Below are 25,972 nucleotides of genomic sequence, written 5' to 3' on the forward strand. Positions count from 1 at the left end.
CTTCGCCGCCGCCGGCGTGCTCCGTCTGACCTACAGCATCTGTCGACGGCTCAGTCGTCGTCCGACCCGGCCTCGACCCCGGCGGTCGCCCCCTCGCCCTCACGGTCGCGCTTGTTCGCGTCGACCGGCGTCTCCGGGTTGGCCGCCTGCGCCTCCGCGGGGAGGCCGAGCTGGTGCTCCCCGTCGGCCCCCTCCCGGAGGTGGGTGCGTCCGTGGTAGACGGCGAGCGCGCCGTCGAGGTGGAGCTTCACGGCCTCGACCAGCGCCTCGGCCTCCAGGGGCTGTCCGCGGGCCTCGAGTTCCTCGACGGTCGCGCCGTCGGGGACGTCGAAGGCGCGCTGGGCGATGACCGGTCCCTGATCGAGGTCGGTCGTGACGTAGTGGGCGGTGACGCCCGCGATGCGGACGCCCTCCTCGCGGGCCTGTCGGTACGCCTCCGCGCCGGGGAAGGCGGGCAGGAGCGACGGGTGGACGTTGATGATGCGCCCCTCGTAGCGGAAGACGACGTTCGGCCCCAGGATGCGCATGTAGCGCGCAAGCACCACGAGGTCCACGTCGTGCTCGTCGAGCACGTCGATGAGCCACTCCTCGTCGGGCACGCCCGCCCCGTCGCCGACGTCGTAGAAGGGGATGCCCGCCGCCTCGGCGACCGGCGCGAGGTCGTCGTGGTTGCCGACGACGACGCTCAACTCGGCGTCGATCCCCCCGGCGTCGCGTGCCGCGATCAGCGCCTCCAGGCAGTGGGACTCCTTCGTGACGAGCACGGCGATGCGGCGCGTCTCGCGGTCGCTCGGGAAGCGCACGCGGATCTCCTGGCCCAGCTCCTCCCCGAGGTCGTGCAGCGCCTCCCGGAGCGTCTCGGGCTTGACGACCATGTCGCTCGTGTCCACGTGGAGGGTCATCCGGAAGACCCCGTCCTGGACCGCCTGGTCCAGGTCCTCGACGTTGACGCCGCGCTCGAACAGCAGCGTCGTCACCCGCGCGATGATGCCCTTCTTGTCGCTCCCGATGACCGTGACCTCGGTGAGGTCGCTCGTCATCGGTACTCCTCCGTCGCTCGACCGGCGGACTCGCCCATGTTCCCCCGAACGCTCCCGGACGGTGAAAAACGCGACGTTCCGCGCAAACGTCGGATCGCGCGTCGATACCCACGTTCGTGTATAGCAGAACGACAACACAAGGGTTTTGATGCACGACCGCGGTCATTCGACCGATGACCGCCTACACGGCGACCGTCACGGTCAGGCTGAAGCGGGGCGTTCTCGACCCGGAGGCCGAGACGACGAAGCGCGCGCTCTCTCGCCTCGGGTTCGAACTGGAGGGGCTCCGGTCGACCGACCGGTACGAGGTCGACCTCGACGCCGAGAGCGCGGACGCGGCCGCCGCTCGCGCCGAGGAGATGGCGGAGCGTCTGCTCGCGAACCCGACCATCCACGACTACGAGGTCAGCGTCGAGGAGCGATGATCTCCATCCTCCAGTTCGGCGGGTCGAACTGCGACCGCGACGCCGAGCGCGCGCTCGAGCACCTCGGGATGGACGCCGAGCGCGTCTGGTACGAGGACGGCCTGCCCGAGAACGCCGACGGGATCCTCCTGCCCGGCGGTTTCTCCTACGGCGACTACCTCCGCGCCGGGGCGATGGCCGCCCGCGCGCCCGTGATGGACGAGGTGCGCGCCCGCGCCGAGGCGAGCGTCCCCGTCCTCGGCGTCTGCAACGGCGCGCAGATCGGCTGCGAGTCGGGGCTGACCCCCGGCGCGTTCACCACCAACGCCAGCGCGCGCTTCCAGTGCGAGCGCGTCCACCTCCGCGTCGAGAACGCCGACACGCCCTGGACCCGCGCCTACGACGAGGGCGAGGTGCTCTCGATCCCCATCGCCCACGGCGAGGGGCGCTTCGAGATCGACGAGGCGGCGTACGACCGACTCGTCGAGGAGGACCGCGTCCTGTTTCGCTACTGCGACGCCGACGGCGAGGTCACCGACGCGGCGAACCCCAACGGCTCCAGGGGGAACGTCGCGGGCGTCCTCGGCGAGCGCGACACCGTCGCCGTGCTGATGCCCCACCCCGAGCGCGCCACGCTCCCGGATCTCGGCGGGACCGACGGGCAGGGCATCCTGCGCGGGTTCGAGGACGGCGCGTAGGCGTCGACTGCGCCCTCGGCCTCGCCCTCGTCCGATCTCGACGGTAGCGCTAATACCCCGTGCGTCGGAACGTACGAGCGGACCCTCGATGAGGTGCGTCCGAGGCGCTATTCGAGGTCAGGTCACCGGATGAAACGAACACAGTCGGTCGTGCTCGCCGTGGTCGCCAGCACGTTCTTCGTCGGCTTCGGCGGCGGGGTGGTCTTCCCGATCCTGCCGAATCTGGGGGCGGTCCTCGGTATCTCCCCGTTCCTCGTCGGGCTCATCCTGAGCGCCAATCGGTTCACGCGGATCGTCGCGAACGCCCCCGCCGGGTCGGTCATCGATCGGATCGGCACCCGCGCCCCCCTCATCGCGGGGCTGTTCGTCGAGGCCGTCGCGACGCTCGGCTACGTGGTCGCGCTCGGCTCGCCGCTCCCGGAGGCGTGGTTCCTGGGCGCGCGGGTGATCTGGGGGATCGGGAGCGCGATCGTGTTCGCCACCGCCTACACGATCGCGGCGGACGTGAGCGACGGGGACTCGAGGGGGACGAGCATGGGCGTCGTCCGCGGGGGCATCACGTTGGGGTTTCCGGCCGGACTGGTCCTGGGGGGCGTCGTGAGCGACCTCTACAGTATCTCGACCGCGTTCGTCGTCGCCGCGGGGTTCGCGCTCCTGGCGAGCCTCATCGCGTACGCGATGGTGCCGGAGACCCACGTCTCCGCGTCCCGCACTGCGGTCCGTCCGTGGGAGTTCGACACCAGCGTTCCGACGGTGGCGGTCGGGTTCGTGAACTTCGGCCTGTTCTTCGCGTACCTGGGCGCGCTGTTCGCCACCCTCGTGCTGTTCGTCGACGCCCACGACATCGGCGTCTGGGGGTACGGTCCCCAGGGGATGTCCGGGCTGTTGATGGCCGTCACGGTCGTCGCCGCCTCGGGGTTCATGCTCGGCGGCGGCAAGGCGAGCGACGTCCACGGGTCGCGCGTTCCGGTCCTCTTCGCGTTTCTCGGCGTGTCGTTCGTCGGGTTCGTCACGTTAGCGTCGGCCGAGTCCCTCGGGGTCCTGCTCGTCGCGTGCCTGTTCATCGGCGCGGGGCAGGGCGGCACGAGCGGACCGCTCATGGCGCTGCTGGCCGACCTGACCCCCGACAGGCGGATGGGTCGCGCGATGGGGACGAACAACGTCCTCGGCGACCTCGGCGGGGGACTCGGGCCGATGGTGACGCTCCCGCTGATCGACGCCGTCGGCTTCGCGCCGATCTACGCCGCCTGCGCGGTCCTCCCGCTCCTCGGCGGCCTCGTCCTCCTCGGCGGTATCTACGTCCAGACCGGCAGCGTCAACCCGAAGACGGACCGCGCGGACGACGACTGATCCCGCTCTCCGCACCGACCGCGGCCTGTACGGGGCGTCGACGCGGTTCGACGAGGCCGACGCGCTCGCCTCCCCTTACCCGGACGGCGCTCACCCGTCCCGACGGACGCGGAGGACGAGGCGGTCCCGCCTGGCGATCGCCTCCGACGCGTCGAGGCCGTCGTGCTCCGCCAGCGTGACCGCTTCCTCGCACTGGGCGAGCGCCGCGGACGGATCGCCCAGTTCGACGAGCGCCGCGGCGAGGTGGAGGTGCGTCTCGACGACGTCCGGCACCGCGCCGATGGCGGTGAACGCGGCGAGCGCCGCCTCGTGGCGCTCGCGGGCGACGTCGTACCCGCCCCGGTCGGCCGCGAGCAGACCCAGTTCGACGAGCGTCCGGGCCTCGCCGTACCGGTGGCCGCTGTCGCGACAGCGCGTGAGGGCCGAGCGGAGGCGCTCGCGGGCGGTCTCGAACGCGCCGCGCTCGCGGGCGAGCCGACCGAGCAGGCGGAGGGCCTCCGCCTCGCCGCGGACCTCGCCGCTCTCGCGGTAGCGCTCCAGGCCGCGCTCCGCGTACTCGGCCGCGGTCTCGTCGTCCCCCCGGCGGTGGGCGACGCGTCCGAGGTTGAGGAGGCTCTGGGCCTCGCCGATGCCGTCGCCGATGTCGCGGCGGTGCTCCAGGCTCCGCCGGTAGTACGACTCGGCGGACGCGAGGTCGCCGCGCCGCCGGTCCACGTCGCCGAGCTTGTTCAGGCAGTGGGCGATCCCCTGCGTGTCGCCCACCTCGCGGTAGGCGTCGAGGCCGCGCTCGTGGTACTCGACCGCGCCGTCGTACTCGCCGCGGAGCTGGGCGACGTGACCGAGGTTGTGCAGGCAGTTCGCCTCCCCGAGGCGGTCGCCGATGTCGCGGTAGGTGTCGAGCGCCTGCGTGAGGCTGCGCTCGGAGGCGTCGAGGTCGCCGCGCGTCCGTCGGAGGTTCCCGAGGTTGTTCAGCGTGTCAGCCTCGGTCCGGCGGTCGCCCGCGGCGCGGTAGTGATCGAGGCACGACCGGTAGTGATCGGCGGCCGCGTCGAGGTCGCCCAGCGAGTCGAGGATGGTCGCGAGGTTGAACTGCGCGTCCGCCTCCGCCCGCCGGTCGTCCATCGCGCGGTAGCGCTCGAGACAGTCGCGCAGGTAGGCCTCCGCCTCGCCGAGGTCGCCGCGGGACCAGGCGACGATGCCGAGGTTGTTGATCGCGTCGGCCTCGCCCTGCTCGTCGCCGAGCGCGCGGTAGCCGGCGAGCCCCCGCTCGTAGAACGACTCGGCCTCGTCGAACTCGCTGCGCCTGAGCGCGACGGTCCCGCGGAACTTCAGGCTGCGCGCGTGGAGGGTCGCGGCCTCGACGTCGTCGTCGAGGCCGTCGGCGAGCGAGGCGAGGTATTCGAACTCGCGCTCCGCGTCGTCGAGGCGACCGGCGCGAAGCGACATCTCGCCGCGCCACTGGGTGCAGCGCACCGCGAGTTCGGGCGAGCAGGCCGCCGGCAGGTCGATGCGCGAGTAGGCGCTCGACCCGTACAGCGGGGCGAGTCCCGGTCGGGAGAGGCCGAGCGCGAACACGCGCTCCACGGTCGCGTCCGCCCACCCCCCCGGATCGGCGGAGACGTCCTTGATCGCGGGCGCTGCGCCGTGGAACTCCCACTCGATGCGCGCCCGGCGCGTCTCGTCGTCGGCGAGCGACAGCAGTGCGGTCACGACGCGGCCGAAGCGGCGTTCGGCGGCGCGCTCGCCCTCGCGGTCCGCCAGGTGACGGAGGAACAGCGCCGACCAGGACTCGTGGACCGACCGGTACGGCGCGTCGCCCCCGTCCTCGCCGTCGCGCTCGAAGACGACCCGGCCGTCGAGGAGGGCGATCGCGTCCGCGATCGCGTCGTGGTCGTCCTCGGCGAGCGCGTGTACCAGGTCGGGGTAGACGCCGACGTCGGCCGCGTTGAGGAGGTTGACGAGCGCGCCGACGTCGAGTGCGCGCTCGCCCGCCTCGCGGAGGCGCTCGTAGGTCCGGCTGACGTCCTCAGTGAGCGTCGTCGGCGTCGCGCTGCCGTAGGAGGCGAGCGGGTCGACCGACAGCGCGAGGCGGTGGAGCACGACGAGCAGGTCGGCGGGGTCCCCCTGGCCGCTCCCGTCGAGGCCCGAGAGCAGGTCGTCCACGGCGAGGTCGACGCGCCGGCCCGTCGTCGCCTCGAAGTGCCGGACGAACCGCTCGCACTCCGCGGCGGCGAAGCCGGGCATGCGGACGCGTTCGATCGCCTCGTTCCGGTAGGCGGCGACGCGAGCGTCCGGCGGCAGGGCCGAGGGGTCCTCCCACTCGCGCTCGCGCGCGTCGACGAGGAACGTCACCGAGGGGTCGTCGCGGTACTCGGCCATCACGCCGAAGACGGCCGCCGCCTCCTCTCGGAGCGCGTCCTCGACGACCACGAGCGCGCGACCGTCGGTTCCGCGCAGGTACGCGCGGAGCGCGTCGATCGAGGCGAACGCCTCGCCCGTGCCGCGCTTGCGGTAGAGGACGGGCCCGTCGCCCGCCTCGAACCAGCGGTAGGCGACCGTCTTGCAGACGGTGCTCTTGCCCGACCCCGGCGGACCGACGAGCGCGCGGTCGCCGCCCGACCGCAGGTCGGAGAGCAGGTCGTCCGCGAGCGAGCGCCGCTCCCCGTCGCGCGTGTAGGTCCGGTCCGCCGCGTAGCCCGCCGCCACCTCCGCGAGGTCGAGGCCGGTGCGCCAACTCGTCGTCGGCGAGGCGGGCGAGCGCGCGGCGAAGTACTCGTCGGTGAGTTCGACGAACCCCTCGCGCTCGAGGACGCGGCGGTCGTCGCGCGGCGATCGGGCCGACCCGTCGTCGAAGGCGGCGAGTCGGCGCGCTCCGGGGGCGAGCGAGCGGGCGTCGTCCGTGACGTCGGTCGCCGCGTCGCGGACGCGCTCGACGTAGTCCGTGGCCCAGTCGAGGGCGGCGTCGGCGTCGTTGCGGTAGACGCCGTCCCTCGCGTCGCCGTCGTAGGTGACGCAGGCGACCGCCCGCGTCCCGTCGCGCCGTTCGACGACGAGGAGAGTACACGGCGGGGCGCGCTCCGCGCGGGCGATGGTCGCTCCGCCGTCGGCCAGTTCGCGGAGGGTGTCGGGAAAACGGCGGCACAGCGTCTCGTGTAGATCGGGGCCGACGACGAGGTCGAGCGCGAGCGAGCCGTCGGCGACCCGCTCCTGGCATCCCCCCAGCAGGCGGGGGTCGGCCACGACCGGGACGACGGCGGTGAGGCGGCGCGCCGACTCGACGCACTCGCGGAGCATCGGCGGCAGTTCGTACGGCGTGACGGTGTCGAGCGGCACCCGCTCGCCGCCGACGAGCGCGTCGGGCCCCACGTCGCAGTCGTTCGGCAGCGACGCGAGCAGGTCCGACGAGCCGAGGACGACGCCGACCGTCTCGAGGAGGTCGCCGTACGCCTCGGCGGCGAGTCGCCCGGCGACGGAGGCCTCGTATCCGCCGCCGGTCCGCTCGACCAGCCCCGCGTATTCGAGTTCGCGCAGCGCCCGGTCGACGGTCGACCGGGAACAGTCGAGCGCCTCGACGAGGTCCCGCTTCCTCCGTGGTTCGCCGCGGAGGTGATCGAGGAAGTCGCCCCGACGCCGCAGCAACCGCACGAACTCGTCGTCCGCGTTGCTATCGGCCATCCGTCTAGGCCGTCCGGATGGATCTACTTAAGTGTACAGTCCTCACGCGGTGCGCGGTACCGTCGGTCACCCCGCGTCACCGCGTCAGCGGCAGTCCGTAGCTCCGCTCGCGGTCGACGACGGCCTCCCAGGTCGCCCGACACTCGCAGGACACCTGCTCGAAGACGGTCGGGTCCTGCCGGAGGTCGAAGTCCTTGACGGCGGTCTGGACGCGGTCGTCGCACTCCCCGCAGTTGTGCGGGCCGCGGTCGCTCCCGTGGCCGACGGGGTCGGAGACGACGATCCCGTCCACGTCCGCGGTGTCCCGGAGGACCTCGGCGACCGACCAGAGCCACGGCGGGCGGTACCCGCCGGCGTGGTACAGCTCCTCGACCATGGTGTAGCGCTGGACGTTCGTGGGGTTCATCGAGACGGTGTGACAGCCGTCGACCGCGGCGCAGCGCCGGATCGAGCGCTTCATGTCCTCGATGGCCTCGCACTCGGTGAGGAAGGGGGGTTTCAGCAGGAGGTACGCCTTCACGCCCGCGCTCGCGGTCCCGGGATCGGCGTCCGAATCGGGGTCCGCGTCGGCGTCGGAGCCGCTCGCGGCCTCCGCCTCGGCGCAGGCCGCCTCGAAGTCGGCGAAGTCGAAGTACTTGTTCACACAGTCGTGGCGGACGCGGTCGGTGGCGGTCTCGAGACCGATGGCGACGTCAGTGTCCAGGCCGCGGTCGGTGAAGTCGCGCAGCTTCTCGCGGTCGACGAAGTCGGGCAGGGACTCGAGGACGATCCGCTCCCGGTCCGCGAACGTCTCGGCGACGGCCGACCGCGTCTCCGCGGGCACCTCGCGCTCGTCGAGGAACGACCCGGAGGTGTAGATCTTGACGAGCGCCGACGGTTCGTCGGCGTTCTCGCGCTCGTGCTCCAGACAGGCCTCGACCTGTGCCATCAGGTCCTCGTGGGCGACGGTGCCGCCCTCGACGGACTCCGCGACGTAGCCGCACATCGTACAGCCCCCGGCGCGCGCCCAGCGGCAGCCACCCGTGTTGAGGATGATCGTGAGCGACTGGTAGACTCCGCTCGGCGTGTTGTCCTCGTCGAGCCAGACGCGGGTCGGCTCGCGCGGGTCGTAGGTGCGCCGGTTGCGCGATCGGATCTCGCGCATCACCGCGTTGTGCGCGTCCATCCCGCGACCCCGCTCGTAGACCTCGGGGTTCGGTGTACTCATCACCCCTCGCTATCCGACGCGCCCGTAAAACCTCCGCGGTCGGCGGGGAGCGGGACGATCCGCGTCAGCGCGCTCCACGCGGCCGCCCCGAGCGCCGCGCCCGCGGCGTTGGCGAGCGCGTCCGCGGGGTCGAACGCGCGCAGCGGGAGGAACGCCTGCACCGCCTCGATCCCCGCGCCGTAGGCCGCGGTCAGCGCGACGGCGAGCGCCAGCGTCCGGGGCGTTCGCGCCGCGAGCGCGTAGGCGACCAGGAGGGCCATCGCGGCGTACGCGAGCGCGTGGAGCCACTTGTCGAGTCCGACCAGCCCGAGGGGACCGATCGGCGGGAGTCCGCCGGAGGGCGGATCGACCGTGCTCGCCACGAGCACGTATCCCGCCCAGAGGACGACGAGCGCGCGGCGGACCCGCCGCGAGGCGAGTGGGAGGCGCGGGGCCATGCCCGGACGTGCGTCTACCGACCGATAAGTGGGTCGGAACCGTCCCGACGAGGATCACTGTCGTGGCGGCGGGGTGGTGCCGTCGCACCACCGGGGGCGTCCGTGGGGACGGATTCGACGAGGGGGCGGCGGTCCGCGGTCGCGGCCGGTCATCGGTAGTCGCGCTTCCCGTGGTCGGCGCGCGACGGCTGCGTCCGCCCGTGGCACGCCAGCTCGTGGGCGTTCATTCGACGGGCGAGGTCGTCGGGGGCGTCCGTGAGGACGTACGTATCGCACTGTGCGCACTTGTCGACGTAGACTGCGCTCTTCGTGTCTGTCATGATCGTCTGTTTCGGGGGTGAGTGACGGTGGACGGGGTAGATGCGTCACTCACCGATCGCGTTCGAACGTTGGCCGTCTACGGGGGTAACGGGAGCGCCTGCTGGTGCAGGCGGCACGCGTCGCCCGATCCGACCGTCTCTCGGCGGTAGCGGCACTTTCTCTGCGTTCCGCCGAGACCGGTACGCCGGCGGGACGTGCGCGGACGACCATGCGGGTTACTGGCAAGATATTTCACCCTGGGTCGCCAGGATCGACCGATGCGGACGCGGGAGTACCCGGTGCTCGCCGACGAGGACTGCGAGCTGATAGCGCGGCTGGCGATCGGGACGAGCGACGGCACCGCTCGCGTCCTCGGGTACCTCCTCCTACGGGACCGACAGCCGGCGTTCGCCGCCGCTCCGGCGACGCGCCTCGAGATCCAGATCGGAACGGGGGAGAGCCGGAACGCGGTGTCCGCGGCGTTGAACGCCCTCGACGAACGCGATCTCGTCATCGCCTCGACCGTCGAGCGGGACGGGCGGGGGCGGCCACCGAAGGCGTGGCGACCGCGCGCGGACGTTCCCGCCACCGTGGAGCGCGTCTACTCCCACCACGCGGCGGATCTCCTGACTCAGGCGGCCGCCGTCGCCGCCGAGACGGGGGCCGAAGACGTACGGCCCGGAGACGGATCCGAACAGTCGGGGGGAGACGGTTCCCTCACGGTCGGGTTGAACTGGCGTCCGAACGTCCTCCACGCGCCGCTGTTCGCCGCCGTCGAGGGGGGCGACTACGAGGACCGAGGGATGACCGTCGGGATCCGGTCGTTCGAGGGCTCCGGGCGCGCCCTCGACGCGCTGCGCGCCGGCGAGGCGGACGTGGTCGTCGCGGGCGCGGCGACCACGGTTCGAACGCGCGCCGGCGGTGCGCCGCTCGTGCCGCTCGCGCCGCTGTTCCAGCGGGCGATGGCGGTGCTCTACACGACGAGGGACGCCTTCGGCGGTCCGCTCGACGGCGTCGAACGGTTGCGCGGGCGTCGCATCGGGATGCCGAGGAGTTCGGAGACGGGATTGCTCGTCAGGCTGTTCCTCTCGCAGTCGGGCCTGCTCGACGAGACGACCGTCGTCGACGTCGGCGGCGAGGAGCGCGCGGCGCTCCGCTCGCGCCGCGCGGACGTCGTGACCGGGACGTTCGCCGACCCGCGGACCCTCGAAGCCGACGGCACGACGGTCGACGTCCTCCCGATCGCCGACCACTTCCCGATATACGGACCGACGCTCGTGACGACGGAGGGGACGCTCCGCGAGCGGTACGACGACCTCGAACGGTTCCTCGCGGGCACGCTCGCCGGTCGCGAGACGGTCCTCGCGGACCCGGGCGAGGCCGTCAGGGCGGTCGTCGGGTCGTCCGCGTCCCCGGACGCGCTCGAGCGCGGCCGTCGCGACCTGACCGACGCCGTCTCCGAGTTCGGGTCGAGCAAGGCCGTTCGAAACCGCGGGTGGGGGTGGCACACGGTCGAGGAGTGGCGGCGGTTGAACACGGCGCTCGGACACGCCGGCCTCCTCGACGTCCCATGATCTCGGTCGAGGACCTCGCGGTGTCGTACGGTGACGTGACGGCGATCGAGGACGTCACCCTCGACGTCGCCGCCGGTCGGTTCGTCACGGTCATCGGGCCGTCGGGCTGCGGGAAGACCACGCTCCTGCGGACGATCGGCGGGCTCGAATCCCCGACGACCGGCGGCGTCCGGGTCGCGGGGGAACCGCCGGAGCGGGCCCAGCGGCGGGGCAACGTCGGGTTCGTGTTCCAGCAGCACACGCTCCTGCCGTGGAAGACCGCGCTCGAGAACGTCACGTTCCTCCGGCGGCTCGCGGGGAAGCCCTCGAAGCCGGACGCCGCGCGCGAGTTGCTCGACCGCGTCGGGCTCGCGGGGTTCGAGGGGGCGTACCCGGCGACGCTGTCGGGCGGGATGCGCCAGCGAGTCGCCATCGCCCGCGCGCTCCACCTCGGAGCGGACGTGCTGCTGATGGACGAGCCGTTCGGCGAACTCGACGAACTCACCCGGGAGACGATGGGCATCGAGGTCAGCCGCGTCTGGCGCGAGGAGGCGAAGACGGTCGTGTTCGTGACCCACAGCATCCCCGAGGCGGTCCTCCTCGGCGATCGGTGCGTCGTCGTCCGGGGGAGCCCCGGGCGCGTGGTCGAGACGTTCGACGTCGACCTCCCCCGACCGCGCGATCGATCGGTGCTCGAATCGCCGGCGTTCCAGCGCCGGGTAGCGGCCGTCCGCGCCGCGCTCACCGACGACCGATGAGCGTCGCCGACCGGGTCCCCGCCGCCGACCTGACGCTCCCGGTCGTCGCGCTCGGGGTCGGCGTCCTGCTGTGGTGGGTCGCGTCCGCGGCGCTCGCGCTCCCGCAGTATCTCCTCCCGTCGCCGGGAAGCGTCGGCGCGCGGCTCGTCGACAGCCCGGAACTGTACGCGGTCAACGCGTGGATTACCCTGCGGCGCGTCCTCGTCGGCGGCGCGGCGGGCGTCGCGAGCGGGGCCGTCCTGGCGGTGCTCGTCGCGCACGCGCCGCTGTTGCGCCGGACCCTGGTTCCGTACCTGGTGGCGGCTCGCGTCCTGCCGAAGATCGCCGTCGCGCCGGTGTTGCTCATCTACCTAGGAACGGGATCGGCGACGGGTATCGCGTTCGTGGCGCTCGTCGCCTTCTTCCCGATGGTCGTGAGCACGGTCGCCGGGCTAGAGAGCGTCCCGGTGGGGCAGCTCGACCTGTTCGCGTCGGTCGACGCCGGTCCGTTCGCGACGTTCGTCCACCTGCGCCTCCCGCACGCGCTCCCCGACGCCTTCGCGGGCGTGAAGCAGTCGACGACGCTGTCGGTCGTCGGCGCGATCGTCGCCGAGTGGGTCGTCTCGACCGACGGGCTCGGCGCGCTGATCCTGGTCGCGCTCGAGAACGTCCGGACGGACATCACGCTCGCGGCGCTGATCGTTCTGATCCTGGAGGGGCTCGCGCTCTACGGGGTCGTCGTCGCCGTCGAGCGGCGCGTGCTGTGGGATCACCGCGATCGCGATCGCCGCTCGATCCAGCCGGGGACGAGGTAGAACGCGAGCCCGAGCGCGACGAGCACGGACAGCGCGGCGTACGTCCGCGCGGTCTGCAGGTTCGCGGCCGTGACGAACACACGGTATCCCAGCCCGGCGGTGAGGGTGACGAACTCCGCGACCACGGTCCCGATGACCGCCAGCGCCGCGGCGAGTTTGACGCCTGCGAAGACGCTCGGCGCGGCCGCGGGAACGCGGATCCGGAGGAAGGTCCGCCGGGGGGAGGCCGCGACGGACCGGGCCAGGTCGAGGTACTCCCGGGGGACGGCGCGCAGGCCGCCGGCGGAGGCGACGGCGACCGGGAACTGCGTCATCGTCGTCACCAGCAGCGCCCGGGGGAGTATCCCGCGTCCGAACCAGAGAAACAGCAGCGGCGCGACGGCGACGAGCGGCGCGATGCGGAGCCCGACGACGTACGGGCGCGCGACCGCTTCGACGGTCCGGGAGGTCGTCATCCCGAACGCGACGACGAGGCCGACGCACACGCCGCCGGCGAGTCCGAGCGCCGCCGTGACGCCGGTGACGAGCGCGTCCCCGAGCAGCGTCGGCCAGGCGTCGACGAGCGCCGCGCCGACGTCGAGCGGCGAGGGGAGGACGACCGTCGGGACGGCGAACAGGACCGTCGCGAGTTGCCACGCGACGAGCAGGAGCGCGAGCAGGGCGAGCGCGGGTCGATACTGACGAACGCGGGCTCGGACGCGGCGCGCGCCGTTCGGTCGCGACCGGTTACCGCCCTCGCCCTGCTCGCGCCGGTGTCCGGTCATGCCTCACGAGTTCGAGACCGCCTCGGCGTACGAGGAGACGTACTCGTACTCCGCGTCGATGTACTCGTTGGTCCACACCTCGTCCGGGTCGACGCGCCCGCCGAGCAGGTCCGCGTCGTCCAGCGCCTCGTGCATCGTCCGCCACGGCTCCGGCGCGCTCCGCCCCCACCCCTTCGATCGAACCGTCTCCGAGAGCATGAACCCGGAGCTCATCAGCCGCCACTTGTCCCGCTGCTGCTCCCGGGACTCGCCCAGCACCGGCACCGCGTCGACGAGGTGGTCGGTCGCCGCCTCGGGGTGTCGATGCGCCCACGCGGCCCCCCGGGCCGTGGCCCGGAGGAACGCGCGGACCGTCCCGGGGTGCTCGTCGGCGAACGTCCCACTCGTGGCGAGGACGTGTCCGTAGGAGGGGATCGCGGACGCGACGCGGACGGAGTCGGTCGCGTACCCCTGGTGTCGCGCGTCGACGACGTCGCCGAACACGCCGCCCGCGACGTCGATCTCCCCGGAGAGCAACTGCTGGACCGTGTCGTACCCCGTGTCGACCATCTCGACGCTGTCCAGGACGCCCTCGCGTTCGAGCAGGAGCGTGGAGAGCAGCCCGACCATCCCCGGCCCGGTGCCGAGGGTCTTCCCCGCGAGCTGCCCGACGGCCGAGAACTCCGCCCCGAAGTTCTCGCGGACGGTGAACAGCACCACTGGACTCCGTTGCATCACGACGCCGACCGAGAGCGGCGAGACGTCGCGGCTGTTGACGTTGAGGACCTGGTCGGCGCTCGTCACGGCGAACGCCGCGTTCCCGAGGCCGGCCTGTTTGGCCGCGAAGTCCGATCCCTGCCCGCTCTCGATCTTCGACACCGAGAGCCCCTGCTCTTCGTAGAACCCCTCCGCCTTCGCGGCGTAGTACGGGACGTGGAGGCCGCTCGGCTTCCAGTTCAGCAGTAGCGAGACGTCGGTCGCGCTCGGACGGTCCGAGGCGGTCGCCGTCCGATCGTTCGAGCCGCCCGTCGTCAGCTCGCCCACGCACCCGGCACCCACCGCGAGTCCCGCCGCCGAGAGAAACGCCCGCCGTGACTGTCCCATGACTGACGTTAGCTATCCACGCCGGGTGATAAAAAATACGGTCGTTTATTTATGTAGGAGTCCCCCGAACCGGTGGCCTCGATCAGTCGACCGACAGTCCGCCCTCCCCGCTCGCGCCGGTGAACTCGAGTTCGATCTCGAGTTCGCCCTCCTGCTGGCTGACGAACTCGACCTCGACCTCGATCGGTTCCCTGTACTCGAACGGGACCTCCCAGTCCGCGCTCGAGATGGTGAGTCGCGTGTCCGCCTCGATCTGGTCGGCGAGTTCCCGGAGGAACGTCGCCGTGGCCTGACGCGACAGATGGACCTCGCGCTCGAAGTACCCCTCGGTGATGACGGTTCGCCCGTCCCGTTTCTCGCCCGGCAGATTGGCCATGTCGGTAGTTAGCGCGGGACGTGATAATGGCTGTGCGGCGCGCCGCGCACGGGCACCCGTCGCCGAGATAGATTCTTGTGAATCGGTGTACATGCACAGGGCATGTCGCTGTTCGACGTTCTCGGGAGCAAGGCGCGCCTACAGATCCTCCAGGAGGTCTCATCGGGTCCGCGGTACGTCTCGGAACTGGCCGAACGGGTCGGCATGGACGGCAAGACGGCGGTCCATCACCTCGCCGTGCTCGAGGAGGCCGGTCTCGTCACGAGCTACCGGGCCGGTCGCCGCAAGTACTACCGGCTCGTCAAGGCCGTCGAACTCCGGGCGGAACCCCGTCCGGACCGCACGTTCGTCCTCCACGCGCGTGAGACGGGGCGGCGCGACGACGCCGAGCACGGCGACGCGGAGTACGGGTTTTCGGTGAACGACGACGCGTAGCGCACCGCGACGTACCACACAGTACCGTCGGTCCCGCGCGGGCACTCCCGGCGTCGAATCGGACGCGCCGCCGGCCGACCCGCCCGACGTCGGCGTTCGTGTATTCGCGTTCAACGTATTCGAGTACCTAGTTACCAAGGTACATACCGGTGGACTTCGATTCGGTGTGCATGGTCGAGGAAGCAATCGAGTCGTTCGTGTCGGCCCAGGGGCTCTCGGGGGCGATCATCGTTCTGGCCGTCGGGGCGATCGTGCTGACGGTGGCCGTCGAGAAGCTGATCAGCTACCTGACCCGCGCGGCCCTCGGGTTGAACGTGTCGCTCTTCGCGCTCGCCATCGTCTTCACCGGGTTCGAGTTCGACGACACGATCCTCGCGCTCGTCTTGAGCGCCGGGGACCTGGAGGGGGTCGCGCTCGGAACGGCGCTGGGCACCGCGCTGGCCATCGTCGGCGTGACGCTCGCGCTCACCGCGATCGTCAGGCCGTTCCCGGTCGAACTCCCCGCCGACTATCTCGCGCTCTTCGCGCTGTCCCCGTTCCTCCTCGTCCCGTTCGTCCTCCTGGAAACGCTCACGTTCGTCCACGGGGTCGTCCTCGTCGGGCTGTTCGTCGCGATGTTCGGGTACCTCATCTACCGCGAGTACCAGCGCGACCGACCCGTGTTCCGCGATTCGGAGATCGGGAAGACGCTACGGGCCGACGGGGGCGTCCGCGTCTCCCGCTCGGTGTCGCCGATCCTCGAGGATCGACTCGTCGGCGACCGGCCCGCCGCGGGCTGGCTGTGGCTCGCGCTCGCGGTCGTGGCGCTCGCCGGCGTCGTCTTCGGTGCGATGCTGCTGGAGGCGGGCTCCGAGGTCGTCGTCGAGGACCTCGCCATCGAGGAGACCGTGTTCGGCGCGACCGTCCTCACGGTGATCCTCACGTTCGAGGACGTCCTCCTCACCCTCGAGCCCGTCCGCCGGGGAATCCCCGAGATCGGCGTCGGCAACGTCATCGGCAGCGTGCTCTTCTCGGTGACCGGAAACGTCGGCATCATCATGCTGATCAGCGATCTCGAGATCTCGCGATCGGTGCTCACGTTTCACCTCCCCGCGGTCATCGTCGTGACGGCCCTCGCCGCCTACTTCCTCCACCGGGGACGACTGAAGCGGTGGCACGGATACCTGCTCGGCGGGTTCTACGTCGTCTACTGGCTCGTCGCGATCTTCGTGATCAGCGAGGTGCCGATCTCCGGTTGAGCGCCCGGACGACGGTTCCCCGAGGCTCCGCGTACTCGCCCTCGACGACGCGGATTCACGTGACGAGGTTCGCCCCCCAGTAGGCGGCGTACACCGCCAACAGCGTCGCACCGCCGACTCGACTGACCCGGCCGCGGGCGAGCATCCCCGCGACGAGCGCGAGCGATACCAGGAAGAACGGCCAGTGGACCGCGAGCACCGCGCCGCCCGTGTCGATGGGCCGGACCAGCGCGATGACGCCCGCGTTCGCCGTCACGAAGAACAGCGTGCTCCCCACGACGTTCCCGACGCCGAGGTGCGGTCGGCCCCGGCGAACCGGCTCGACGGTGAGAAACAGTTCCTCGAGCGACGCGACGAAGCTCATCACGGTCGCGCCGAAGGCGAGGCCGGTGATCCCGAGAACGCCGAGCATGACCTGCGCGCCCGACACCGCGAGTTCGGAGCCGACGGTCATGCCGCCCACCGCGAGCAGCGCGACGCCGAGCCGGTATCGCCCCTCGTGTCGGGCCCTGAGGTCGTCGAGCCACCGGATATCGAGGTCGAGGTCGAGGTCGAGGAGGTCGTCGTCGGCCGCCTCGGTTCCACCGTCGAGCGCCTGCTCCTCGAACGCCTCGACCTCCTCGGCGCTCAGATACCGCGTGTTCGCCCGCCGTTCGAGTCCGTACACGGCGACGAGCAGCGGGAGGTAGCCGACCGTGAGCAGGACGCCGTCGAACCGCGTGAGCGTCCCGTCGAGCGCGAGGACGAGCAACAGCGCCGGCGCGCCGAGCATCATCAGGAGGTACGACCGCGGCGCGTCCGTCTCGAACGGCGTGAGGACCCCCGCGACCCCGACGGCCGCTCCGAGGACGAACAGCGCCTCGCCGAAGACCGTTCCGAGCGCGAGGCCCGGAAGGCCGTCGAGGACCGCCACGAAGCCCAGGACAGCGTTCTCGAGGTCGGTCCCCGCCAGGAGCACCGTCAGGAAGAACCCGGAGACGCCGAGCGCGAGCGCGCTCTCCGCGACCGCCTCGATGAACGTCTCGACGCTCCCGATGACCAGCCCGACGCCGATCAGGAAGGACAGGACGCCGACGATCGCGGGAGGCACGTCGAGCGGCATGACTGGAGCAGTCACGCGATACCGGTATATACCATTCGGCGACCGCCGCGCGCTCCCCGTAACCGCCTCGTCGGTCGGGGCGGTCGCCGGAACTCGGCGACCCGAGGCATGCGGGCTGTGACCTACGAACACGCTTATGGTTCGACGGAGTGTATCCGCGTCCACGCTGACTATGAACGTCCCGAGCGCGGTGGACACGCTGCGACGGCCGGAGTACACGGGGGAGAACCGCTGCGTTCCCTGCACCGCTCTGAACGTGCTCATCGCCGGCGCGCTCGCCGCGGTCGTCGCCGTCGTGAGCCGCCCCGCGTACGGGGCCGTCGTCTTCGCCGCCGCGGCGCTCGTCGTCTACCTCCGCGGGTATCTCGTGCCGGGAACGCCGACGATCACGCGGCGCTACTTCCCGCCGTGGCTGCTCCGACTGTTCGGGAAGGATCCCATCGCGGGGGTCTCGAACGCCGGGGACGCGGCGGAAGCGGGGGCCGGGGATCGGGCCGCCGAACCGCTGCTCGCCGCCGGCGTCCTGACCGATGCCGACGGGGGCGGGATCGACCTCGCGCCGGCGTTCCGCGAGGAGTGGGCCGAGCGGACGAACACGGTTCTCGAACGGGGCGTCGAACCCGACGACGTGCGCGCGATGTTCGACGCGGACACCGTCTCCAGCCCCGGCGAACGGTCGTTCGTCGTGGACGGGAACAAGTCGGTCCGGTGGGAGTCGACCGCGGCCCTCGCCGCGGACGTCGCCGCGGCGGAAGTGCTCCGAGAGCACGTCGACTGGGCCGGGTTCGATCGGGAGCGACGCCAGTCCGTCCTGCTGGGGCTGCGCCTGTTCCTCCGGCGCTGCCCGACGTGCGACGGCCCGCTGTCCGTGACCGAGGAGCGCGTCGATCCCTGCTGTCAGAAGCCCCACCTCGTGGCGGAGTCCGCCTGTCGGGACTGCGGGGCGGCGCTCGCCGACGCCGCCGTCGTGGACCGGGAGGGCGTCGACTCCGTCCGGACGACCCTCCTCCGCTGAGCGACGCGCCGGTCGCCCAGCGTCTCCGCGAGGACCGGGCGCGTGCGCCAGACGGGCTATCGCCGGGGGACACGGATGACTAAGTACGTCCCTGACGATAGTGAACGCATGACGTCCGACCAGCAACTCCCGAACATCAAGGTGGGGCGGGACGCCGCGCGCGACGACGAGTGGGAGGGGGAGGAGGAGGAGACCGCCACGGTGGAGTACCTCAACTACCGGGTGCTCGAGCGACGCGGCTGGGAGGTGGAGGACGACGACCTCTTCGAGAAGGCGGCCGCGGCCGACCTGGACGACGCCGACCACGGGACGCTCGAGGTCGGCGAGTATCGGTACATCCTCGACGCCGCCGAGGACGCCGGCTACGCCTGGCCGTTCGAGTGCCGGGCCGCCTCGTGTGCGAACTGCTGCGCCTTCCTCGTGGAGGGCGAGATCGAGATGGACATGAACCTCTTTCTGACCGACGAGGAGGTCGAGGAGATGGGACTCCGGTTGACCTGCGTGGGGACGCCCGGGTCGGACGAGATCAAACTCGTCTACAACGTCAGGAGCCACGACTACCTTCAGACGGTCGTCGGAAAACGCGAAGTCTGAGTAGGACGTCAGGACAGCCGTTCGATGGCCTCCTCGAGTCGTTCGTCGGGAGTCATGTTCATCACTAGCTGGTCCTCCTGATGGCGCTCGGCGTGCGTGAGATCGATGTCCTCGCCGTGGACGGCGTCGAGGATCGCCGCGAGCAGCAGCGCGTGGGTGTCGAGGCGGTTCTCGAGTTCGTTTATGTTGTTGAACGCCTTCTCCGCGAACCCCATGAGCGAGTCGGAGAACTCCGCGATGTTCTCCTCGCTCTGTTTGATCTTCCGCTCGTTCAGGCTGATCCGCGCGAAGTTGTCCACCTCCTCGAGCGTCCGCTCGAGTTCCGCGATCTCCCGCTCGAGCGACGCGACGCGCCGATCGATCAACTGCTCGATCAGGGCCTCCATCGTGACTTCGTCCGCCTCGGACTCCGTCGCGAGGTCCGCCGTGGACTCGTCGGCCGCCACTTCCGGTGTGCGCCTCCGGGGGATGGGTGTAGTCATGTGCTCACAGGCAGCACGGTACGACAAATAATTTTGGATCGAGATGGAGAACATCTTGAACGTAGTCGGGAAGCTACTCGATAAAATAGGGCTGAGAGCCGTCGTCAGGCCGCCATCGAGAAGATGAGGAGCCTGTCGTCGCGCTTCCCCCGGCGGAGCCAGCCGCTGCCGCCGACCTGGATGGCGATGTACTGCTTCTCGGTGCCGGGGTCGTACCAGCTCATGGGGCTGGCGGAGAGCGGTGCGTCGCCGCAGTCGAACTCCCAGACGCGCTCGCCCGTCTCGCCGTCGTAGGCGATCAGGTCGCCGTTCTGCGTGCCGGCGAACACGAGGCCGGTCGCGGTCGCCATCGAACCGCCCCAGAGGTAGGTGTCGCTGTCGATCCAGTCGCGCCAGACGCGCTCGCCCGTCGCCGGATCGATCGCGACGATGGAGGCGATGTGGCCGTTGTACTCGTCGGGCATCGCCTCGGTCTCGTCCTCGAGGATGCCGCCCCAGTACTTCTTGCCCTCCTCGAACTCCTCGAACCGCCACCACGCCTCCTGGGCGTTGTTGTGCATCTTGTAGTAGATGAGACGGGTCTCGGGGCTGTAGGCCGGGGGTTGCCAGTCGTTGCCGCCCATCCCGCCGGGCATGAACGTCCCGCGCCTGCCCTCGTCGATGTGCGGGATCATCCGGAACATGTTGAGCTGCTGGACGCCCGGCTCGCTCCGTTCGATGAGTTCGCCGGTCTCGGCGTCGACCGTGTACGCCCAGCCCGTCTTCCCGGCGTCGACGACGACGTCCTTGGTCTGGTTGCGGTGGGCGATCTCGAGGTCCCTGATGAACACGCGGGGACAGGCCGAGTCGTAGTCCCAGACGTCGTGGGGCGACTCCTGGTGGAACCAGAGCCGTTCGCCGGTCTCGGCGTCGAGACACAGCGTGCCGCAGGTGTTGCGGTTCGGGCCCGGTCGGACCGACCCGTCGAAGTCGGGGCCGGGGTTACCGATCGGCAGGTACAGCCGGTTTCGCTCCTCGTCCAGCGTGGCCGTCATCCAGTTGGTGCCGGCCGCCTGGTTGATGCTCTCCCCGACCCACTCCTCCTCCGGGCAGGTGTGGGTGAACCACAGTTGCTCGCCCGTCTCGGCGTCGAGGGCGGTGTGGAATCCGCGCACGCCGTACTCGCCGCCCGCGCTGCCCGTGTACAGCGTCCCGTCGTGGACGATGGGTGCCCACGTCGCGGAGTAGCCCCGCTCGTGGTCGGCGGTGCTGGTGTACCACACCTCCTCGCCGGTGTAGCGGTCGAGCGCGACGACCCCCGAGTCGAGGGTGCACATGAATATCTTGTCCTTCCACACGGCGACGCCGCGGTTGTTGTCGTCACAGCAGAGCACCACGTCCGACGGGACGGCGTACGTGTAGCTCCACAGCACGTCGCCCGCGCGCGGATCGATGGCCTTCACGTGGTTCGGCCCGTTCGACTGGTACATCACGGGCGGATCGCCCGGTATCACCAGCGGCGTCCCCTCCATGCTCGACCCGGAACCGACCCGCATCTCGTGCTCCAGTTCGAGGTCGTCGACGTTCTCGGGCGTGATGACGTCGGCTGTCGTGTAGCGGTGCTGTTCGTAGTTACCGCCGTACATCAACCAACACTCCGCGTTCTCGCCGGAGTTGCTCAGCATCTCCTGGGTGACGTCCTCCCGCGGGATGCGGTCGATGTCGTGCTGGTGGGTGACCGACTTCTCGGGTGCGCCGAGCACCCGATAGCCGTTATCAGTCTCTCGAACGACGGTGTCCTGTGCGGCCTGTACGGCCCTGTCTTCCTCTATTGACATTCTCGATTACCTCGCTTCGCTCGGTGCGCGCATCTCCTCCGTAATGTGATACATGTCGCTGCAGATGTCCTCCTGGTTGACGATCAGGATCGCGGCGCTGGCGGTCAGCGCCGCGGACAGCTGGCTGTCCGTGATCGCCGCTTCGGTCGCGTCAGCGACCTCGAGCGCGGCCATCGTCAACAGGTATAGCCCCCCCAGCATCGCCTTGATGTCCCAGAACCCGTCGTCGAGGATCCGTTCGGTGATCAGGACTCTCTTCTGCCAGAGGTGGACGTCGAGCGTCCGGATCCACAGCAGCGCGCCGCCCATCGCCCGCTGGTGCAGCGGCGGGACGAACTCGACGTTGAACTCGACGCCCTCGGGGATCTCCGCGGTCGGGACCCACCGCGAGAGGCGAGTGTTGTTGTTGACGATGTCCATGACCAGAACGGTCTGCTCCCGGTCGTCGAATCCGATCTCGGCGAGCGCCGAGGTCAGCTCGTCCGCGCCGATCAGCTCGTGGGCGGTATCCCGGATGTACTCCGGTTCGAACCGCGACGCGTTGGCGTCGACGCTCTCGAAGAAGTCCACCTCCTGGAGGTGATCGTACACCCGCCATCCGGGTTCGACGAGCTCCCGATACAGCACCTCCGGCTCCCTCTCACCCCGTGGAATCCCTCGCTCGCGTACCTCGGGAAGGCGGTCGATCTGCGCCGCCAGATCCGACAGGGCGGACCGGAGGAGGTCGACGTCGAGCCGTCCTTCCAGGTCGCTACGGATGGCCTCGCCCAGGCTGGCGAACTCCGGGGTGGTATCCGCGTCGACCGCCGTCTTCATCTCCGAGAGCGTCAGCGTCTCGCCGCCGACCGCGTCGCTTATCCCGAGTGTCCTCGCCAGCCGTTCCTGATCTTCCGTAGTGATGTGAGGTGTGCTTACATTGGCCATTGAACCACCGCTACAATCCGTGTTCCCCGATATGAAATAATTTGTCGTATCGTTCGAAATTTTTTGGTAAATAAATATATTATAAATTTCCGTATGAGTGGTCGCGGACTGACAATCCTTCCGGGAGGAGAGGGGGCGAGCGTCGATCGTTCGGAGGCGGAAAGCCACCCGCGAGTTTATGGGGTCCGCGGGGGATGTTGTCGAAACGCGGATGCTATGGAGCTAACGGTCAGGCGGTTGGGGCGACAGGGCGGCGGCGACGGACTAGCCGTACTCAGCCGGGAGGCGATGGACGAACTGGGGCTCGGAAGCGGTGACTACGTCGTCGTCAGCGGCCCCTCCGGGGACCACGCGGTCGCGCAGGTACTGCCGTCGGACGACGCCGACCCGCGAACCATCCGCCTCGACGAGCGGCTTCGGCGGACGGCGCGCGCCGACCCCGAGGCCACCGTCTCCGTGGAGCGAACCGAGGTCGAATCGGCCGACCGGGTCACGGTCGCCCTGCCGGAGGAGATCGGCGTCGAGGGGGGTCTCAAGCTGACCCTGCGGGACGAACTCGTCGGACAGGCGCTTATCGCCGGCCAGACGATACCGGTCACGCTCCGGCTCGAATCGCCCTCGGGGCCCGCGGAGCGAAGCGTCCCCGTGCGGGTCGCCGAAACGAGGCCGAGCGACCGGGTCGTGGTCCGGGACTGGACGAAGATCCTCGTGTCCCCCGACCCCGCCGAGGGGCTCTCGATCGATCCGTCGGAGTACCCGGCGACGAACGACGCGAGGGCCACCTACGAGGACATCGGCGGGCTGGAGGACGAACTCGAGCAGGTCCGCGAGATGATCGAACTGCCCATGCGCCACCCCGAACTGTTCCGCGTCCTCGGGATCGAGCCGCCGAGGGGCGTCCTCCTGCACGGGCCGCCCGGCACCGGCAAGACGCTGCTGGCGAGGGCCGTCGCCAACGAGATCGACGCGTACTTCACCACGATCTCGGGGCCGGAGATCGCGTCGAAGTACTACGGCGAGAGCGAGGAGCGCCTCCGGGATGTGTTCGAGGAGGCGCGGGAGAACGAGCCGGCGATCGTCCTCCTCGACGACCTCGACTCGCTCGCGCCGGAACGGGGCGGAGACGGCGACGCCGGCCGCCGGATCGTCGCGCAGTTGCTCTCGCTGATGGACGGCCTCGAGGAGCGCGGACGGGTCACCGTCGTCGGAACGACTAACCGTCCGAACGCCATCGACCCCGCGCTGCGTCGTCCAGGTCGATTCGACCGCGAGATCGAAATCGGCGTCCCCGACCGCGACGGCCGCGAGGAGATCCTCCGAATTCACGCCCGCGGGATGCCTCTCGCCGAGGACGTGGACCTCGAGGCGATGGCCGAACTCACCCACGGGTTCGTCGGGGCCGATCTGGAGAGCCTCGCGACGGAGAGCGCGATGTACGCGCTGCGCCGAGTTCGCGAGGGGTTCGACGTCGACGGGGAACTCGAGGCCGACCTGCTGGCGTCGCTCTCCGTGACCGCGGACGACGTGCGGGAAGCGTTGCGAAACGTCGAGCCGTCGGCACTGCGGGAGGTGTTCGTCGAGGTGCCGGACGTAACGTGGGAGGACGTCGGCGGGCTCACGGAGGCGAAAGAACGCCTCCGCGAGACCGTCCAGTGGCCCCTCGAGTACCCCGAGGCGTTCGAGCGCGTGGCGCTCGAGCCGGCCACCGGCGTGCTGCTGTACGGGCCGCCGGGGACGGGCAAGACCCTCCTCGCCAAGGCGGTCGCCAACGAGTCCCGGAGCAACTTCATCTCCGTCAAGGGCCCCGAACTGCTGGACAAGTACGTCGGCGAGTCCGAGCGGGGCGTCCGCGACGTCTTCGAGAAGGCCCGGTCGAACGCGCCGACGGTGGTGTTCTTCGACGAGATCGACGCGATCGCGGGCCAGCGCGGGCGCAACGCGAGCGACTCGGGCGTCGGCGAGCGCGTCGTCTCCCAGCTGCTCACCGAACTCGATGGGCTCGAGGAACTCGAGGACGTCGTCGTGATCGCCGCGACCAACCGCCCCGACCTCCTCGACGACGCGTTGCTGCGCCCGGGGCGGCTCGACCGGCACGTCGAGGTGGGCGAGCCGGACGAGGCGGCCCGCCGCGCCGTCTTCGAGATCCACACGCGCGAGCAGCCGCTGGCCGAGGACGTCGATCTCGACGCGCTCGCGGCGCGAACCGAGGGCTACGTCGGCGCGGACGTCGCGGCCGTCTGCCGCGAGGCCGCGACGGCGGCCGTGCAGTCGTTCGTCAGATCGGGCGCGACCGCGGTCGAGGAGATCTTCGTGACGGCGGACCACTTCGAGCGGGCGCTCGACGAGGTCGGGTCGGGTGCATCGGGCGGCGACCCGGTCGGCCGCGGCGACGGCCTCGACGGATAGCGCGTCTCGACGGATAGCGAGTACGGATCGTCGAGATGCGGCGCGCCTCGTGGATTAGCACGGTGGGGTTCGGCCCCGCCGCCGCGAGGTACCCCGCGCCGCCGGCGTGGTCCAGGTGGAGGTGCGTCGTGACGACGGCCTCGACGGCGTCACGGTCGATAGTGAGCTCGGAGAGGGGCGTCTTCGACGCGCTCGCGGTTCGTTCCGATCTCCGTGGCGTCGGCGTCGGGGCCAAACAGCTTCGCCCGACTCCGCGAGAGCGGCGGATCGGGCGTCGGTCCCGCTGCGGGTTACGGCTCGGCGACGACGACGACGTACCGCCCCCGCTCGCGTTCGAGTTCGGTGACGGTCGTGACGGTGAACCCGGCCTCGGCGACGCGCTCGCGCCAGTAGGTCGCCGGGTCGGCCGAGCCGTCGTGCGTGATGGGCAGTTCGAGCACGCCGAGCGTGCCGTCGTCGGCGCACGCGCGGTGCGCCTCGGCCAGCGCCCGCCGCGCGGCGGGAGCCGGAAGGTCGTGGAGCACCCGACAGGCGGTCACGACGTCGACCGAGCCGTCCGCGACGGGGAGGCGGGCCGCGTCGCCGCGGACGACCGCCGCGTCGAGGCCGTCACGCGCCGCGTTCCGCGCGGCGAGGGCCGGTCCGTTGCCGAGGATGACCCGGTCGTCGAACACGTCCAGCCCCACGACGGTCGCGTCCGGATCGAGCGCGGGGGCCATCCCGACCAGCGAGCGCCCCGTCCCGCATCCGACGTCCAGCACGCGGTCGGCCGAGTCGAGCGGGAGTTCGGCCGCGAACGCCTCGTACTTCCCCCGATCGAGCCGCCACGGCGGCGGCCGAGCGAGCTTGGACGCCGCCCGCCAGCCCGTGCCGGCCCCCCAGAGCGCGAGGGCGGCGGCGAGCAGGCGACGGAGTCGGGACCGGGAGCCGGCGGCGAGGGACGCGCCGACGGCGACGGCGAGCGCGCCGAGGCCGATCGCCCGCAGCCGCCGTCGCCAGTGGTAGACGCCGAAGTAGTAGGGCATGGGTCGCCGGTTCGCCCGCCCGCACCTTAGCGTTCGCGACGAGCGCGGTTCACCGGGCGGGTGACGACCGCACCGCCGGGCGATGCCCGTTCGACGGCCCGACGCGGGACGCCGGTCCGCGCTGATCTACTCGCCTGACAGCGGTTCGCCCCGTTTCGTCACCTTCGTCGCGGGGAGGCCGGCCCGATCTGCGTGTTCGTGGACGGCGTCCTCGTCCTCCGCGCGGTAGTGGCAGAACGTCCCCACGACGCGCTCGTCGTCGTCGGTCAGCACCTCCGATTCGACCCACCGGATCTCCACGCCCTCGTCTCGGAGTTCCGACAGCGCCTCCCCCGACGCGTCCGCCGCGTCGGCCAACTCGGCCCGCGTGATCGGCTCGTCGAGTTCGCGCAGGATGAGGTAGTCGTCCGTGGTTTGGTCAGACATGGCTCACTCGTTGGGACTACGGTGAGCCCCGTATACTTTACGCGTAATTCGGGGCGGATCTTTGTTCAC

General features: G+C 70.8%; 25 protein-coding genes and 1 pseudogene. 11 read left to right on the forward strand and 15 right to left on the reverse strand.

Annotation, left to right across the window (positions count from 1 at the left end; all coding sequences use genetic code 11):
* Positions 1 to 50 precede the first annotated feature (50 nt).
* Positions 51 to 1,040, reverse strand: coding sequence for a formyltetrahydrofolate deformylase (locus P1K31_RS14865; protein WP_276304108.1), 990 nt, complete (start codon positions 1,038 to 1,040; stop codon positions 51 to 53).
* A 173-nt stretch (positions 1,041 to 1,213) separates the two neighbouring features.
* Here P1K31_RS14865 and purS point away from each other — a divergent pair, with 173 nt between their 5' ends.
* The 3 genes from purS (at position 1,214) to P1K31_RS14880 (ending at position 3,492) form a co-directional block, all read left to right on the forward strand.
* On the forward strand, positions 1,214 to 1,465 hold the full coding sequence (gene purS / locus P1K31_RS14870) for a phosphoribosylformylglycinamidine synthase subunit PurS (protein WP_254545732.1): 252 nt from the start codon (positions 1,214 to 1,216) through the stop codon (positions 1,463 to 1,465).
* Complete coding sequence (gene purQ, locus P1K31_RS14875) at positions 1,462 to 2,142, forward strand: phosphoribosylformylglycinamidine synthase I (protein WP_276304109.1); 681 nt, start codon at positions 1,462 to 1,464, stop codon at positions 2,140 to 2,142. Before purS ends, purQ begins: the two co-directional genes overlap by 4 nt.
* A gap of 129 nt (positions 2,143 to 2,271) precedes the next feature.
* Entirely contained in the window at positions 2,272 to 3,492 is a 1,221-nt protein-coding gene (locus P1K31_RS14880) for an MFS transporter (RefSeq protein WP_276304110.1), read from the forward strand.
* Positions 3,493 to 3,582: 90 nt separating this feature from the next.
* Here P1K31_RS14880 and P1K31_RS14885 read toward each other — a convergent pair whose 3' ends face one another.
* The 4 genes from P1K31_RS14885 to P1K31_RS14900 all read right to left on the reverse strand — a co-directional run bounded on the left by P1K31_RS14885 (position 3,583) and on the right by P1K31_RS14900 (position 9,131).
* On the reverse strand, positions 3,583 to 7,167 hold the full coding sequence (locus P1K31_RS14885; protein WP_276304111.1) for a tetratricopeptide repeat protein: 3,585 nt from the start codon (positions 7,165 to 7,167) through the stop codon (positions 3,583 to 3,585).
* 76 nt (positions 7,168 to 7,243) lie between these two features.
* The gene (locus P1K31_RS14890; protein ID WP_276304112.1) at positions 7,244 to 8,374 is read right to left on the reverse strand and encodes an archaeosine biosynthesis radical SAM protein RaSEA; all 1,131 of its coding nucleotides are present in this window, start codon (positions 8,372 to 8,374) and stop codon (positions 7,244 to 7,246) included.
* Positions 8,374 to 8,811 carry a VanZ family protein gene (locus tag P1K31_RS14895; protein WP_276304113.1) on the reverse strand — a complete coding sequence of 146 codons (438 nt, stop codon included), beginning with the start codon at positions 8,809 to 8,811 and terminating at the stop codon, positions 8,374 to 8,376. The genes P1K31_RS14890 and P1K31_RS14895 overlap by 1 nt, the downstream gene beginning before the upstream one ends.
* 149 nt (positions 8,812 to 8,960) lie before the next feature.
* Positions 8,961 to 9,131: a hypothetical protein gene (locus P1K31_RS14900; protein WP_276304114.1), complete on the reverse strand. Its 171-nt coding sequence runs from the start codon at positions 9,129 to 9,131 to the stop codon at positions 8,961 to 8,963.
* A 258-nt stretch (positions 9,132 to 9,389) separates the two neighbouring features.
* Between P1K31_RS14900 and P1K31_RS14905 the strand changes: the two genes are divergently transcribed.
* Genes P1K31_RS14905 through P1K31_RS14915 form a run of 3 tightly spaced genes read left to right on the forward strand, consistent with a single transcriptional unit; the run spans position 9,390 to position 12,216 of the window.
* On the forward strand, positions 9,390 to 10,685 hold the full coding sequence (locus P1K31_RS14905) for an ABC transporter substrate-binding protein (protein WP_276304115.1): 1,296 nt from the start codon (positions 9,390 to 9,392) through the stop codon (positions 10,683 to 10,685).
* The gene (locus tag P1K31_RS14910) at positions 10,682 to 11,422 is read left to right on the forward strand and encodes an ABC transporter ATP-binding protein (protein ID WP_276304116.1); all 741 of its coding nucleotides are present in this window, start codon (positions 10,682 to 10,684) and stop codon (positions 11,420 to 11,422) included. Before P1K31_RS14905 ends, P1K31_RS14910 begins: the two co-directional genes overlap by 4 nt.
* Positions 11,419 to 12,216 (forward strand): ABC transporter permease, encoded by a 798-nt coding sequence (locus tag P1K31_RS14915; protein ID WP_276304117.1) that lies wholly within the window; start codon positions 11,419 to 11,421, stop codon positions 12,214 to 12,216. Before P1K31_RS14910 ends, P1K31_RS14915 begins: the two co-directional genes overlap by 4 nt.
* On the opposite strand, the gene P1K31_RS14920 is transcribed toward P1K31_RS14915, so the two are convergent.
* From P1K31_RS14920 to P1K31_RS14930, 3 genes are all read right to left on the reverse strand, one after another.
* Positions 12,171 to 12,980 carry an ABC transporter permease gene (locus P1K31_RS14920; RefSeq protein WP_276304118.1) on the reverse strand — a complete coding sequence of 270 codons (810 nt, stop codon included), beginning with the start codon at positions 12,978 to 12,980 and terminating at the stop codon, positions 12,171 to 12,173. The genes P1K31_RS14915 and P1K31_RS14920 overlap by 46 nt on opposite strands.
* A 3-nt stretch (positions 12,981 to 12,983) precedes the next feature.
* The gene (locus tag P1K31_RS14925) at positions 12,984 to 14,063 is read right to left on the reverse strand and encodes an ABC transporter substrate-binding protein (protein WP_276304119.1); all 1,080 of its coding nucleotides are present in this window, start codon (positions 14,061 to 14,063) and stop codon (positions 12,984 to 12,986) included.
* An 82-nt stretch (positions 14,064 to 14,145) separates the two neighbouring features.
* Positions 14,146 to 14,439 carry an amphi-Trp domain-containing protein gene (locus P1K31_RS14930; RefSeq protein WP_276304120.1) on the reverse strand — a complete coding sequence of 98 codons (294 nt, stop codon included), beginning with the start codon at positions 14,437 to 14,439 and terminating at the stop codon, positions 14,146 to 14,148.
* A 102-nt stretch (positions 14,440 to 14,541) separates the two neighbouring features.
* Here P1K31_RS14930 and P1K31_RS14935 point away from each other — a divergent pair, with 102 nt between their 5' ends.
* Positions 14,542 to 14,874, forward strand: coding sequence for an ArsR/SmtB family transcription factor (locus tag P1K31_RS14935; protein ID WP_276304121.1), 333 nt, complete (start codon positions 14,542 to 14,544; stop codon positions 14,872 to 14,874).
* Positions 14,875 to 15,044: 170 nt separating this feature from the next.
* Positions 15,045 to 16,112 carry a sodium:calcium antiporter gene (locus tag P1K31_RS14940; protein ID WP_276304122.1) on the forward strand — a complete coding sequence of 356 codons (1,068 nt, stop codon included), beginning with the start codon at positions 15,045 to 15,047 and terminating at the stop codon, positions 16,110 to 16,112.
* Positions 16,113 to 16,167: 55 nt separating this feature from the next.
* Here P1K31_RS14940 and P1K31_RS14945 read toward each other — a convergent pair whose 3' ends face one another.
* A complete protein-coding gene (locus tag P1K31_RS14945) occupies positions 16,168 to 17,214 on the reverse strand; it encodes a sodium:calcium antiporter (protein WP_276304123.1) in 1,047 nt (348 codons plus the stop codon).
* A gap of 172 nt (positions 17,215 to 17,386) precedes the next feature.
* Between P1K31_RS14945 and P1K31_RS14950 the strand changes: the two genes are divergently transcribed.
* Both P1K31_RS14950 and fer read left to right on the forward strand, forming a co-directional pair.
* Positions 17,387 to 18,229 carry a DUF8054 domain-containing protein gene (locus P1K31_RS14950; protein WP_276304124.1) on the forward strand — a complete coding sequence of 281 codons (843 nt, stop codon included), beginning with the start codon at positions 17,387 to 17,389 and terminating at the stop codon, positions 18,227 to 18,229.
* Between the two features lie 108 nt (positions 18,230 to 18,337).
* Positions 18,338 to 18,823 carry a ferredoxin Fer gene (fer, locus tag P1K31_RS14955; protein ID WP_276304125.1) on the forward strand — a complete coding sequence of 162 codons (486 nt, stop codon included), beginning with the start codon at positions 18,338 to 18,340 and terminating at the stop codon, positions 18,821 to 18,823.
* Between the two features lie 8 nt (positions 18,824 to 18,831).
* Here fer and P1K31_RS14960 read toward each other — a convergent pair whose 3' ends face one another.
* From P1K31_RS14960 to P1K31_RS14970, 3 genes are all read right to left on the reverse strand, one after another.
* The gene (locus P1K31_RS14960; RefSeq protein WP_276304126.1) at positions 18,832 to 19,305 is read right to left on the reverse strand and encodes a hypothetical protein; all 474 of its coding nucleotides are present in this window, start codon (positions 19,303 to 19,305) and stop codon (positions 18,832 to 18,834) included.
* Between the two features lie 104 nt (positions 19,306 to 19,409).
* A complete protein-coding gene (locus P1K31_RS14965; RefSeq protein WP_276304127.1) occupies positions 19,410 to 21,122 on the reverse strand; it encodes a pyrroloquinoline quinone-dependent dehydrogenase in 1,713 nt (570 codons plus the stop codon).
* A gap of 6 nt (positions 21,123 to 21,128) precedes the next feature.
* Complete coding sequence (locus P1K31_RS14970; RefSeq protein ID WP_276304128.1) at positions 21,129 to 22,046, reverse strand: hypothetical protein; 918 nt, start codon at positions 22,044 to 22,046, stop codon at positions 21,129 to 21,131.
* Between the two features lie 216 nt (positions 22,047 to 22,262).
* On the opposite strand from P1K31_RS14970, the gene P1K31_RS14975 reads away from it, so the two are divergent.
* Positions 22,263 to 24,452, forward strand: a complete 2,190-nt coding sequence (locus P1K31_RS14975) for a CDC48 family AAA ATPase (RefSeq protein ID WP_276304129.1) — start codon at positions 22,263 to 22,265, stop codon at positions 24,450 to 24,452.
* A gap of 52 nt (positions 24,453 to 24,504) precedes the next feature.
* Here the strand turns inward: P1K31_RS14975 and P1K31_RS14980 are convergent.
* From P1K31_RS14980 to P1K31_RS14990, 3 genes and pseudogenes are all read right to left on the reverse strand, one after another.
* Positions 24,505 to 24,687: pseudogene (locus P1K31_RS14980) on the reverse strand (MBL fold metallo-hydrolase); the annotation flags it as partial.
* Between the two features lie 55 nt (positions 24,688 to 24,742).
* Complete coding sequence (locus P1K31_RS14985; protein WP_276304130.1) at positions 24,743 to 25,477, reverse strand: class I SAM-dependent methyltransferase; 735 nt, start codon at positions 25,475 to 25,477, stop codon at positions 24,743 to 24,745.
* Between the two features lie 126 nt (positions 25,478 to 25,603).
* On the reverse strand, positions 25,604 to 25,903 hold the full coding sequence (locus tag P1K31_RS14990) for a DUF4242 domain-containing protein (protein WP_276304131.1): 300 nt from the start codon (positions 25,901 to 25,903) through the stop codon (positions 25,604 to 25,606).
* Positions 25,904 to 25,972 lie beyond the last annotated feature (69 nt).

This window comes from Halomarina halobia (assembly GCF_029338575.1).
GTDB lineage: Archaea > Halobacteriota > Halobacteria > Halobacteriales > Haloarculaceae > Halomarina > Halomarina halobia.